This is a genomic window from Aeromonas sp. R7-4 (genome assembly GCF_040908055.1).
Taxonomy (GTDB): domain Bacteria; phylum Pseudomonadota; class Gammaproteobacteria; order Enterobacterales; family Aeromonadaceae; genus Aeromonas; species Aeromonas sanarellii.
Map to the genome: position 1 here is coordinate 11,765 of NZ_JBFODA010000060.1, position 12,172 is coordinate 23,936.

Here is a 12,172-nt window from a genome sequence, read left to right on the forward strand (position 1 = left end):
TCCCTGGCGGCCCGCAGCGCCATTGTGATGGGAGGAGCGATCCCGAACTCGCCGTGACAGGGAGCCTGAATGGGCTCCCTTTTTCGTTTCTGCTCGCCGAAGATCTCAGTGTCTTTCTTAAATTAAAGAAGTTTCTACTGGTCTTACCTGAGTGAATCCCATTGCCCTGCACTTAACATGTTGTTTACATTTTAGGGGTCACCTCATGGTGGTGACGCTGACAACGGCAAGGAGCCAGTTATGACCCATGTCGACATCCCCTTCCTTCGTTACCTCGATGAGGAGGGGCGCCCGGTCGCGACACTGCCGACCTGGCTGGACAAGGCGATACTGCACACCTTCTACCGCAACATGGTGATGGTGCGCAGCTACGACAAGAAAGCGATTGCACTGCAGCGAACCGGCAAGCTCGGCACCTTTCCCTCCCACCTGGGGGCGGAAGCGGTCGGGATAGGGGTCGGTCTCGCCATGCAGCCGGAGGATGTCTACGTGCCCTACTACAGGGACATGCCCACTCTCTACGTGCGGGGCGTGCCCATGGAGCAGAACCTGCAGTACTGGGGCGGGGATGAACGGGGCAGCGTCTTTTACAAGGCAGATGGCGAACTTTCCGAAGATCTGCCCATCTGCGTGCCCATCGCGACCCAGATCACCCATGCCGCCGGCATCGCGGCCGCCTTCAAGCTGCGCAATCAGCCCAGGGTCGCCGTGGTCACCATAGGGGATGGCGGCACCTCCAAGGGGGACTTCCTCGAGGGGCTCAACTGCGCCGGCGTCTGGCATCTCCCCATGGTGATGATCATCAACAACAACCAGTGGGCCATCTCGGTGCCGCGCAAGCTGCAGTCGAGCGCCCCGACCCTGGCCCAGAAGGGGATTGGGGCCGGCGTGCGCAGCCTCCAGGTGGACGGCAACGACGTAGTGGCCGTCTTTGATGCGACCCGCACCGCCGTCGAACGGGCTCGCAGCGGCAAGGGACCGACCCTGATCGAGGCCGTCAGCTACCGGCTCGGGGATCACACCACCGCCGACGACGCAACCCGTTATCGGGACTCCGCAGAGGTGGAAGCCGCCTGGGCCAGGGAGCCCGTCAAGCGGCTGCGCCAGTTCATGGCCGGGCAGGGCTGGTGGGACGAGGCGCAGGAGCAGGCGCTGCTGGCGGAGGCGAGCCGCGAAGTCGAGCGCGCCGTGGCCGCCTATGAGGGCATGATGCCGCAGGCGCCGGAGACCCTGCTCGACTATCAGTTTGCCGAGCTGCCGAAGGATTACCGCGCACAGCGCCGGCGCATCATCGCCAAGGGTATGCAGCAGCACGGCGGGGAGGCTCACCATGAGTGAAATAACGCTGCTCGAAGCCATCAATCTGGCGCTGCACCACGAGATGGAGCACGACCCCGACGTGGTGGTGCTGGGCGAGGACGTGGGGGTCAACGGCGGGGTGTTCCGTGCCACCGTGGGCCTGCGCGACAAGTTCGGTTTCAAGCGGGTGATAGACACCCCGCTGGCCGAGGGGCTGATCGCCGGGGTGGCGGTGGGCATGGCGACCCAGGGGCTCAAGCCCGTCGCCGAATTCCAGTTCCAGGGATTCATCTTCCCCGGCATGGAGCAGATCGTCTGCCAGGCAGCGCGCATGCGCAACCGCACCCGGGGGCGGCTCTCCTGCCCCATAGTCTATCGCTCGCCCTATGGGGCCGGCATCCACTCCCCCGAGCACCACAGCGAGAGTGTGGAGGCCCTGTTCGCCCATATCCCGGGGCTGCGGGTGGTGATCCCCTCCAGCCCGAGGCGGGCCTACGGCCTGCTGCTGTCGGCCATCCGCGACCCTGATCCGGTGATGTTCTTCGAGCCGGATCGCATCTATCGCTCTATGAAGTCGGAGGTGGTGGATGACGGTGTCGGCCTGCCGCTGGATGTCTGCTTCACCCTGAGACCGGGTCGGGATCTGACCGTGGTCGCCTGGGGGGCCTGTATCCAGGAGGTGATGCGGGCCGCCACCCTGCTGGCGGAGCAGGACATCCAGTGCGAGGTGCTGGATCTGGCCACCATCAAGCCGTTGGACATGGAGACCATACTGACCTCGGTGCGCAAGACCGGGCGCCTGCTGGTGGTGCACGAGGCCTGTGGCAGCTTCGGGGTGGGCGCCGAGATAGTGGCGCGGGTCACCGAGGAGGCGCTCACCGCCCTCAAGGCCCCGCCCAGACGCCTCACCGGGGTGGATGTTGCCGTGCCCTACTATCGCAACGAGGAGTACTACCTCATCACCGAGCAGGAGATCGCCGATGCGGCTCGCCAGCTGATGGAGAACAAATGGCTATGACCTTTTTCACAGGTTGGCGCGCTGGCGCCCCGGCAAGCAAGAGCCATGAGATCTTTCAACCTTTGGTGATGTTCCTGCGGATGGAGAACGGGTCATGAAATTTTTCAAATTACCGGATCTGGGCGAAGGGTTGGCCGAAGCCGAGATCGTCGAATGGAAGGTGCGCGCCGGTGAGACCGTGAGCGTCGATCAGGTGCTGTTGTCGGTTGAAACCGCGAAGGCGCTGGTGGATGTGCCCTCGCCGGTGGCCGGGGTGATCGCCCGGCTGTGCGGTCAGGAAGGGGACATACTCCACATCGGCGCCCCCCTGGTGGAATTCGAGGGCGGTGAGGACGATGGCACCGTGGTGGGCAAGGTGAGTGCCCATCAGCAGCACATCGAGGATCACTTCGTGGTGGGGGCCATGGCGCCCGGCGGCACCCTGGTGCAGGCCATGCCCGCCGTGCGCCTGCTGGCGCAAAAACTCGGCCTCGACATCGACAGGATCCAGGGCAGCGGCAGCGCCGGCATGGTGACCGAGCAGGACGTGCAGAGCGCCTTCGAGGCGATGCAGGGGAGTGGCAACGAGTTCCTCAAGGGGTCGCGGCGGGCCATGGCCAAGGCGATGGAGCACTCCCACAGGACTGTGGTGCCGGTCAGCATCACGGACGAGGTGGACTTGCGCCACTGGCGGTCCGACGAAGACGTGACGGTGCGCCTCATCAAGGCGATCGGCGTCGCCTGCCGGGCCGAGCCCTCCATGAATGCCTGGTTTGACGGGGAGACCCTGTCGCGGCGGCTGTTCAGTGAGGTCAACGTGGCCATCGCGGTCGACTCCAAACACGGGCTCTATGTGCCCGTGATGGAGAACGTGGCCGAGCGGGATAGGGTGGACATCCGTCAGGGGCTGGATCGGATGATCGCCGACGTGAAGGCCCGTGCGGTACCGCGGGAGATGCTGCAGGGGGCGACGATCACCCTCACCAACTTCGGTGCCATCGCGGGTCGTTACGCCAGCCCCATCGTCACGCCGCCCCAGGTGGCCATCATAGGGGCGGGCAAGCTGTTCGAGAAGGTGGTGTTCGTTCACGGGGAGGCGCGCCCGGTCAGGGCGCTGCCGCTGTCGATGACGTTCGACCACAGGGCCTGCACCGGTGGCGAGGCCGCGCGCTTCCTCAAGGCTCTGGTTCAGGCGCTGGAATCCGCGGAGGTGTAAGCGTTTGTACCCTGCCGCTGGCGGGGTACAAATTTGTTTGCGTAATCGACAAAGGCACGTATAATCTCAACCAGCTTGAAAGGGCGATAGTTATGTCAATGAATATGATGTTTTGCATCTTTTCCTGTTGTTCATAAGTAATCCCGTTTTTTGAGCTTTATCCGCTGAAAAGCATAAGTAATTATTTTGAATACAGGTTTAAAGATATGTCCAACATGATCACCGGTACCGTCAAGTTCTTCAACGAAACCAAAGGCTTTGGCTTCATTCAGCAAGAAAACGGCCCGGACGTTTTCGTTCACTTCAGCGCCATCCAAGGTAACGGCTTCCGTACCCTGGCTGAAGGTCAGCGCGTACAGTTCTCTGTGACCCAAGGTCAGAAAGGCCCGCAGGCTGAGAACGTAACTGCTCTGTAATTCTTACAGAATTTAAGAAAGCCGTGGTACCTCTGGTGCCACGGCTTTTTGTTTTGTGCCATCTTGATGACAGATCCTTGCCATGGCCTCCACTATGCTCCCATCACTCCTGCTGAGCGCGGTGCTCTCCAGCCCCGTCAATGCCCCGATACCCGATCCCGTGGCCCGTGAAGCCGCCTCTGTGTGCCAGCAGTTTGTGCAGGTGCGGCTGGGCAGCGCGACGCAACCCGACGAGATCAGGGCGCAGCCTGTGGTGAAGAGAGTGGGGGAGTGGGTGATCGATGGCAAGATAAAAGGACCCGAAGGTCCTTTGCTGTTTGCCTGTCTGCTGCGCCAGGGGGCGCACTGGGAGTTGCTCAACTTTTCGCTCTGGGCCCCGCAGGAACTCAATTCGGCTTGAGTGCGACCAGCAGGTGCTGGAGATGTTCCAGCATGGTCATGCCGAAGGGAGTCAGATAGCCGCCATCCGCCGCCGTGATCAGACCCTGGCTGTGCAGGCGTGCTGCGGCCTGGCACAGCGCTTCCGACATGTCGCTGCGCAGCTTGATCCCCAGGCTCATGTTGGCCGGATCAAAACACGCCAGTATTTTCAGCTCATTCACAAAATCGTCAGAAACCTGGTTGATCCCACTCATGGATGCACTCCTCACGCTAAAGATGTATGCAACCTAGCATCCCCGGTGCCACTTTAGTGGGCGCTGGCTCAAACTATTGGTCTTTCTCGGGGAGGCTCAGGTTCGAACGCTGCTTTTTTGGGCTCTGGCCCGCCGCTCGCCGGGCCGTGGTTCTGGGCCTCTGCATCGGTAAACATGCTAGAATGGCCCCTCGTTCATCCTCATGGCCGGGTATGACACCAGGTCGTTCAGTTCAAGGCGCGTCTCATGATCACTGTCACCCTGGTATCTCTGCTGCACTCCCTGGGCCCCCGTTTTCCTGTTTATGCCCCCTCCTTGCTGCTTCCCCTCCTGGACGGACATCAGGGGGATCTCTGGCTGCCCTCCATCAGGGGGGAGGACGTGACAGCCCTGCGTCAGCATGGCAAGGGTGCGAGTGCGCAGAGCCTGGCTCCGCTGGCGGCGGGCTGGTGCGACTTTGCCGCCCAGGGGGAAGGCGACACTCCCGGGCTCGAGGCGCTCGCGAGTTACGACGAGGAGATGCTGGATAACCTGCTGATGTACTGGCACAGCCCCGCCAAGATAAACAGCCCGATCACCGATAACCTGTTCGAGCTGCGCCGCGAGGTGGTGGACGAGGCCCATGGCACCAAGCTGGCGGCGGCCTGGCAACGACAGCAACAGGCGCGCCTCGAGCAGATCATGCAAGGGGTGCGGGCCGGACGGGATCAGCTCTGCTTCGTCGAGGTGGAGTCCGCCTACTGGTTGCGCCAGCGTTTCAGCGAGATGGCGGAGATCACCCTGGTGACCCCGGAGCTGGGATGAGATCGCGAAAAATGGGTGACCGATCACTCCTGCTGGACAAGGCGCCGGCAAGATGTGAACATGTCGCCCTTTATTTCATGAGAGACTTGACCGATGAGCTATGAACTTAGCGACACCGAGCGCAACGCCGCGCTGCAACTGAACGCCGATTACCGCTTTGATCACTTCATCAGCAAGCTGGTCGAGCACGAAGAGCTGTTTGTCCTGACCGACGAGCACGGCGTCATGATGCTGACGACCGAAGAGGAAGACTGCATTCCGGTATGGCCGCATCCCGACTACGCCAAGGCCTGGGCCGAAGGGGAGTGGGCCGAGTGCAAGCCGCAGTCCATCACCCTCAAGGTGTGGCTGGAGCGCTGGGTGGATGGCATGGAGCAGGACGAGCTCTGCGTCGCCGTGTTCCCGACGCCGGATCAGGAAGGCATAGTGCTGGATCCGGCCGACGTGGCCGACGCCATCGCGCAAAAGCAGGCCAAGCGCGGCTGATCGCCCCCGCTTGCCGTTGCAACCCCGGTTGCAGAAAAGACCCCGCCTATGTGCGGGGTCTTTTGTTTGTGGCGCGGCTAGGCGGCGCAAGCCGCTTCATTTCTGCTGATAGGTGGTATCAATCAGGGTGACTGCCGGGAAGGTCTGGCCTGACTTGATGGCGGCCCGGGTCTGCGCCTTCGCCTCTTCGTCGATCCAGAGCAGGCCGCCGAAGCTGTAGCCGCTGTTGCCCCCGTCCAGCGGCCAGTAGAGCAGATCGCTCTGGGGCGTCGCCGGCACCTTGGGCAGGCGGACCCAGCGCCAGGCGCCGGCCCGGGTATAGGGCACCTGGTAGGCGGGGACGAAGCTGGCGAGCTCATAGAGCCGCTGCTGGATCTGGCGGGAGAGCTCGGCCTTCTTGCCGAAATCGAACGCCTTGTCGTACTGCTCCACCAGGGCCGAGAGGGCCTCGTCATCGAGGTTCATGATGTTGTTGGTCTGGGGCTTGTTGGCGTTGACCCTGTGGAAGTGTTCCCAATAGGCGGGGTAACGGCCTCCGCTCCAGGCCATCCAGGCGCTCTGGTGTTTCTTCTCCAGCATGGACTTGAAGCCGGCCGAGGCATCCATCAGGTTGAGCTCGAGGTTGAGTCCGGCCTTCTTCGCCTCTTCCCGCAGCAGGGTGAGACGCTGGGCGTGCTCCGCCGTGGTGTAGGTGATGGTCAGGGTCAGGGGCTGGCCCTTGTCGTTTCGCAAGATGCCATCCGGTCCGGTCTTGGTGAAGCTCGCCTTGGCGAAGTATTCCCGGGCGAGCTTGGGATCGAAGGGGCGTGCCTTGAGGTCGGTATTGGTGAAATTCCCCTGGCCCGAGCCATAGGTGTTGAGACGCTGGTAATCCCCCCGCAGCAGGGTGGCGATCATCTTGTCAAAGGCGAGGGCGTGCTGGATGCCGAGCCGCACGTCGAGATCCCTCAGCAGCGGATCCGCGGTGTTGAGATAGAGCCCCATGGGGGGCTGGGGCGTCTGGTTGTAGAACCAGAGCCGCGCTATGTAGCCCTTCTCGAACTCCGGCGTCTTGCTCTTGTCGTGCCACCAGTTGGGCATGACCAGGGGGAAGGTGTCCAGCTCGCCGCGCAGGAAGTGCTGCCAGGCGATGTTCTGATCCCTGAGCACCTTGATCTCGATCCGGTCCGGATTGAAGCGGTGCTGGAAGTAGCGCTCGTCATTGCCCCACCAATCCTTGACCCGCTCGAAGGTGATCGCCTTGCCCTTCTTCACCTCGCCGATCCGGTAGGGGCCGGTGACCGGCAGCACCTTCCAGTTGTACTCCTTGACCCAGTCGCTGGTCAGCTTGATGGCGTGGCTGGGTTCCGGGCTGAACGGCAGGGATTCCAGCAGATCCTCCCGGCTCTTCTCCGTGCCGCTGGTGATGGCCAGGGTATGGTCGTCGAAGCGGGTCACCTCGCTTATCTGGGTGCTGTAGTAGTTGTTGTACCAGGGGTCGTTTATCTCCTTGCTGCGCATCATCTTGAGGGTAAAGACCCAGTCATCGGCGGTGACGGGCTGGCCGTCCGACCAGCGCGCCTTGGGGTTGATGCGAAAATAGAGGGTCTTGTGGTCCGCGCCGAAGGCCCACTGGTTGGCCAGCATCGGCACGGGATGGCCGGTGACGGGGTGGGTGCTCAAGAGCGGCAGGTTGGTCTCGCGAACATAACCGGCAAAACCGCCGTTGGAGTCGGGCCCGTATTTGCGCAGGGTGAGCGGGAAGCTCGACATGAAGTCACGGAAGGTACCGCCCCGCCTGGCCTCTGGGTCGGCATAGACGGGGTCGGTGTCGTTGCTCTCCCATTTGAGGTCGGCCGGCAGGCTGGCACTCCAGCCGAAGGGGCTCCAGCACAGCGGCAGCACGATGGCCATGAGCCCCATGGCCCGTGATAAAGAGGGAATGACCGAGGGTGAAGGGTGGCGCATGTCCTTGCTCTCCTGATGATGGCGTCCGGCCGGGATAGGGGATCGGGCCCAAGAGGGCCTTCACCATCATGGGAAGTTTCCCCTGCGAGGTCAATCCTCGGCCTGGACCCTGAACAGCCGCATTCTGCCTCCCAGCAGATGCACCAGAAAGCCGAGCAGCACCAGGCCGGAGCCCAGCCACTGCAAGGGGGTGGGGTGTTCATCCAGCAGCAGGGCTGCGGCCACCATGCCGACGCAGGGCACCAGCAGGGAGAGGGGGGCCACCTGCGCCACCGGATAGCGCATCAGCAGCCGCCCCCACAGGCCGTAGCCGAGCCAGGTGGCGACAAAGGAGAGATAGAGCACGCACAGGAGCCCCTGCCAGCTGAAGTTCAGCAGGCTGCTGGCCATCAGCTCCGGTCCCTCGAACAGCCAGGAGAGCGCGAGGAAGGGGAGTATGGGCACCAGGCCGCCCCAGGCGATAAGGCTGGGCAGCGTGGTCTGGTAGCGCAGCCCTATCTGGCGGTTGATGACGTTGCCAAGTCCCCAGCAGGCGGCCGCGCACAGGGTCAGCACGAAGCCGAGCAGGGTCAGGTTACCCTCGCCATGGGTGGCGATGAGGTAGAGACCCAGCCCCGCCAGGGGCAGGGCCACCCAGTGGTGGGGCTGCCAGCGCTCCCCCAGCCAGATCATGGCGAACAGCAGGGTGAACACCACCTGGGATTGCAGCACCAGAGAGGCCATGCCCGCGGGCATGCCGAACTTCATGGCGCAGAACAGGAAGGCGAACTGGCCCAGGCTGATGGCGCCGCCGTAGGCCAGCAGCCAGCGCCAGGGCATGGCGGGCCTGGGGACCAGCAGGATGGCGGGGAAGACCACCCCGATGAAGCGCAACGCCCCCAGCAGCAGCGGCGGAATGCCCTCCAGCCCCCACTTGATGGCGACGAAGTTGAGGCCCCAGCAGAGGATGACCAGGGCGGCCAGACACTTGTCCTTGGTTTGCATGCAACGTCCTTGTGTGATCGGCCCCTGCCAGGGGAGGCCGAAAGAGGACGAGCATACCCCTGCCAGGGTGGGCGCCGTCAAGCCGCCAGGCGGGGGAGTAACCCGGCAACGGGTGGCAAGGTGCTACTCAGGCTGCGACGCAGTGAAGGGTGATGCCGCGCACCGCCAGGGCGGCCCGCATGGGGGCGGGCAGGGCATCGTCGGTGACCAGCACGCCGATCTGCCCCGGCGCGCCGAGGGGGCTCGGGTGGATGGCGCCGAACTTGCTGCTGTCGGTGATGACCACATTGGTCACCCCCTTGGCCAGCACGCTGTTGACCACGTCGGCCCGCATCATGTCCCGGCCGGTGAAGCCGATCTCGGGGTGAAAGCCGTCCACCCCGATGAAGGCCTTGGAGAAGTGCACCTGCTCGATGCACAGGCGCGTCAGCGGCCCCACCACGCTCTCGCTCTGATGCTGGAACAGGCCGCCCAGCAGCACCACCTGGGCCTGGGTGTCCCGCAGCAGGTGGGCGATGTAGCTGCTGATGGTGATGATGGTGACCCGCTTGTGCAGGGCCAGGTGGCGGGCCAGCAGGGCGTTGGCGCTGCCTCCCTCGATGAAGACCGTCTCGCCATCCTCCACCAGCTGGGCGGCCCGCTCGGCGAGGCGCTCCTTGAGCAGGTAGTTGATGTTCATCCGCGCGTCGGGGTCGTCGCTCTCCAGCGCCATGGCCGAGCCGTGCACCCGTTTGAGCAGTCCTTGCTTCTCCAGCGCGGTGAGGTCGTTGCGCACCGTCACCTCAGACACCCCTGTGTGCCGGGAAAGCTCGGCCACGCTCATCTTGCGGGCCTGATGGACCAGGGTGAGGATCAGTTGGTGGCGTGGGTTCATGGGGCCTCGCAGGTTGGGGAGATAGCGGCAAGCCACCCGCGGGTGGCTTGCCTGTCATCGGTCGCACGGGCGCTGTGGGCGTCAGAGACTGTGCTCGGTGCGGGCGATGATATCATCTTGCGCATCGGGGGATAAGGCGGTGAAGAAGGCCGAGTAGCCCGCCACCCGCACCACCAGATCCCGGTACTGATCGGGATGGGCCTTGGCCGCCAACAGGGTTTCCCGCGAGACGATGTTGTACTGCACGTGCCACCCCTTGTGCACCTCGAAGAAGGTGCGCAGCAGGCTCATCAGCTTGGCCTTGTCCCGCTCGTTCTCCAGGCTGGCCGGGCTCAGCTTCTGGTTGAGCAGTACGCCACCGAGGATGGCCGCCGTGGGCAGCTTGCCGAGGGAGTTGAACACCGCCGTCGGGCCGAGGCGATCCGAGCCCGACGAGGGGCTGGCCCCTTCTGCCAGCGGAGTGCGGGCGTGGCGGCCATCCGGGGTGGCCAGGGTGGCCGCGCCGAACGGCACGTTGGCCGAGATGGAGGAGGTGCCTGCATAGTAGGTGCCGCCGATGGGGCCGCGACCGAAGCGGGTGTTGTGCAGCCCCTTGAGCTCGTCGATGTAGCTCTGGTAGGCCTGCACCAGCAGCAGATCCACCTCGTCCAGATCGTTGCCGTATTTGGGGGCCGCATGGGTGAGGCGCTGGCGCAGCTGTTCCCCCTCGAGCCCGGCAAAGTCCTGCTCCAGCGCCTCGGCCAGCTCGCGCTGATCCACCACGCCCTGCTCGAACACCAGTTTTTTCAGCGCCGCCAGGCTGTTGCCCAGGTTGGCGATCCCCACCTGCAGGCCGGAGACCCAGTCATAGACGGCGCCCCCCTCCTTGATGGTCTTGCCGCGCTCGATGCAGTCATCCACCAGGGCGCTGCAGAGGATGTCGTGGGCCTGGGCCTCCAGCACGCTGTCCACCACGCAGTCGATCTCGATGGACTTGCGGGTGAAGTAGCGCACCTGCTCGTCCCAGCGGGCCATCACCTCGTCGAAGGAGGCGAAATTGCCCTCGCGCAGGGTCTGGGGCTGGGGCAAGAAGACCTTGCCCGTGGTGGCATCGCGGCCGCCATCCAGCGCCGCCAGCAGGATGCGGGCGAAGTTGATGAAGCTCATGCCGGTGCAGCGATAGCCCCACTTGCCGGGCACCGCGGTCTCGATGCAGCCGATGGCGGCGTAGTGGTGGGCATCCTCCTCGCTCACCCCGAGCCTGATGAACTCGGGGATCACCACCTCGTCGTTGTTGAAGGCGGGCATGCCGAAACCGCAGCGGATCACCTGGATGCAGGCGTCGAGGAAATCCTCGCTCATGCCAGCGTGGTAGCGCACCGAGAGGTTGGGCTGGGTCGAGCGCAACTGGCCGCAGGACTCCAGAATGGCGTAGGAGAGGCCGTTGACCGCGTCATGGGCTGTGCCATTGCGCCAGTTCTGCCCGCCGATGGTGACGTTCTGATAGAGCGGGCTGCCGGCGGAGGCCTTGGAGTGGGTGCCGGAGCGGATCTTGTTCACCTCCAGCAGCTTGAGCCAGCACCCCTGCAGCAGCTCGATGGCGCGCGTGCGCGGCAGGGATTCCGACAGCTCAACCTCGCGGCGATACCAGGGGTAGAGGTACTGGTCCATCCGGCCAAACGACACCGAGTGGCCGTTGGACTCGATCTGCAGGATGAGCTGGATGAAGTAGCAGAGCTGCAGCGCCTGCCAGAAGGTCTCGGGGGGCCGGTGGGCGATGTGGGCGCAGTTGAGCGCGATGGTCTCAAGCTCGCAGCGGCGCTCGGGACGCGGCTCCTGCTGCGCCAGTTCGCGGGCCAGCGCGGCGAAGCGCTCGATGTGCTGGCTGACGGCATCGAAGGTGATGGCGACGGCCTGCAGGAACTGCTCGCGCTGCAGATCGGCCCAGTCCGCCAGATCGAGCCGGCCGCGCCGCTCGGCCACCCTGGCCTTGAGTCCGTCGAGGCCGAGGGCGAGCAGCTGTTCGTAGTTGACCGCGAGGTGGGCATCTCCCGAGGTCATGTTGCCCTCGGCCTTGATGATGCCGCTCTCCAGCAGCGCCTTCTGCTCGTCGGTGAAGAGGCCGTAGCAGCGATCCTGCACCGTCTGGCCGCGCCAGAAGGGGGTGAGGGCGTGGATGGCCAGCTTGTCTGCCTCGCTCACCGCAAAGCCGGCACCGGGGCGGTCGGCCAGCTCGTCGATCTCCTTCTCAATCCAGCTCACCGTGTATTCGGGAAAGAGCGGCGCCGCCCGCACCTGACTGGCCTGATTGCCGACGATGAGCTCGTCGTGCTTGATCCAGATGGTGCGCTCCTTCAGATGATGAGCCAGCGCCAGGGCGCGGCGTACCGGCAGCGGCCGGGCCAGGTGGGCCTGATAGGCCTCGGTGTAGTGGCGGGCCCGCTCGGTGCAGACCGGCGGCTGGACGATGTGGATCAGGCTCTCCTTGTGGGCGCGGATCCGGGGGCTGAGGGTATTCAAATCGAGCTGGGTCAT

General features: G+C 64.2%; 12 protein-coding genes. 7 read left to right on the top strand and 5 right to left on the bottom strand.

Annotated elements, in window-relative coordinates; genetic code table 11:
• Positions 1-240 precede the first annotated feature (240 nt).
• The 5 genes from pdhA to AB5Y72_RS16245 all read left to right on the top strand — a co-directional run bounded on the left by pdhA (position 241) and on the right by AB5Y72_RS16245 (position 4,328).
• Positions 241-1,338 carry a pyruvate dehydrogenase (acetyl-transferring) E1 component subunit alpha gene (gene pdhA, locus AB5Y72_RS16225; protein WP_077095369.1) on the top strand — a complete coding sequence of 366 codons (1,098 nt, stop codon included), beginning with the start codon at positions 241-243 and terminating at the stop codon, positions 1,336-1,338.
• Positions 1,331-2,317 (top strand): alpha-ketoacid dehydrogenase subunit beta, encoded by a 987-nt coding sequence (locus AB5Y72_RS16230; protein WP_219142337.1) that lies wholly within the window; start codon positions 1,331-1,333, stop codon positions 2,315-2,317. The genes pdhA and AB5Y72_RS16230 overlap by 8 nt, the downstream gene beginning before the upstream one ends.
• Before the next feature lie 94 nt (positions 2,318-2,411).
• Positions 2,412-3,512 (top strand): dihydrolipoamide acetyltransferase family protein, encoded by a 1,101-nt coding sequence (locus AB5Y72_RS16235; protein WP_368199232.1) that lies wholly within the window; start codon positions 2,412-2,414, stop codon positions 3,510-3,512.
• A gap of 206 nt (positions 3,513-3,718) precedes the next feature.
• On the top strand, positions 3,719-3,928 hold the full coding sequence (locus AB5Y72_RS16240) for a cold-shock protein (RefSeq protein WP_005302803.1): 210 nt from the start codon (positions 3,719-3,721) through the stop codon (positions 3,926-3,928).
• A 94-nt stretch (positions 3,929-4,022) separates the two neighbouring features.
• Positions 4,023-4,328 (top strand): hypothetical protein, encoded by a 306-nt coding sequence (locus tag AB5Y72_RS16245; protein ID WP_219144379.1) that lies wholly within the window; start codon positions 4,023-4,025, stop codon positions 4,326-4,328.
• On the opposite strand, the gene AB5Y72_RS16250 is transcribed toward AB5Y72_RS16245, so the two are convergent.
• The gene (locus tag AB5Y72_RS16250) at positions 4,315-4,563 is read right to left on the bottom strand and encodes a TIGR02647 family protein (RefSeq protein WP_010675310.1); all 249 of its coding nucleotides are present in this window, start codon (positions 4,561-4,563) and stop codon (positions 4,315-4,317) included. The genes AB5Y72_RS16245 and AB5Y72_RS16250 overlap by 14 nt on opposite strands.
• Before the next feature lie 246 nt (positions 4,564-4,809).
• On the opposite strand from AB5Y72_RS16250, the gene AB5Y72_RS16255 reads away from it, so the two are divergent.
• Positions 4,810-5,367 (top strand): hypothetical protein, encoded by a 558-nt coding sequence (locus AB5Y72_RS16255; protein WP_209793045.1) that lies wholly within the window; start codon positions 4,810-4,812, stop codon positions 5,365-5,367.
• A 93-nt stretch (positions 5,368-5,460) separates the two neighbouring features.
• Entirely contained in the window at positions 5,461-5,853 is a 393-nt protein-coding gene (locus AB5Y72_RS16260; RefSeq protein WP_042076678.1) for a DUF2750 domain-containing protein, read from the top strand.
• A gap of 96 nt (positions 5,854-5,949) precedes the next feature.
• Here the strand turns inward: AB5Y72_RS16260 and AB5Y72_RS16265 are convergent, their stop codons facing one another.
• The 4 genes from AB5Y72_RS16265 to AB5Y72_RS16280 all read right to left on the bottom strand — a co-directional run bounded on the left by AB5Y72_RS16265 (position 5,950) and on the right by AB5Y72_RS16280 (position 12,172).
• Positions 5,950-7,755, bottom strand: coding sequence for an extracellular solute-binding protein (locus AB5Y72_RS16265; protein WP_368199262.1), 1,806 nt, complete (start codon positions 7,753-7,755; stop codon positions 5,950-5,952).
• A gap of 135 nt (positions 7,756-7,890) precedes the next feature.
• On the bottom strand, positions 7,891-8,784 hold the full coding sequence (locus AB5Y72_RS16270; protein ID WP_042076674.1) for an EamA family transporter: 894 nt from the start codon (positions 8,782-8,784) through the stop codon (positions 7,891-7,893).
• Positions 8,785-8,911: 127 nt separating this feature from the next.
• Positions 8,912-9,658 (bottom strand): DNA-binding transcriptional regulator YciT, encoded by a 747-nt coding sequence (locus AB5Y72_RS16275; protein WP_368199234.1) that lies wholly within the window; start codon positions 9,656-9,658, stop codon positions 8,912-8,914.
• 81 nt (positions 9,659-9,739) lie between these two features.
• On the bottom strand, positions 9,740-12,172 hold the full coding sequence (locus AB5Y72_RS16280) for a formate C-acetyltransferase/glycerol dehydratase family glycyl radical enzyme (protein WP_368199235.1): 2,433 nt from the start codon (positions 12,170-12,172) through the stop codon (positions 9,740-9,742).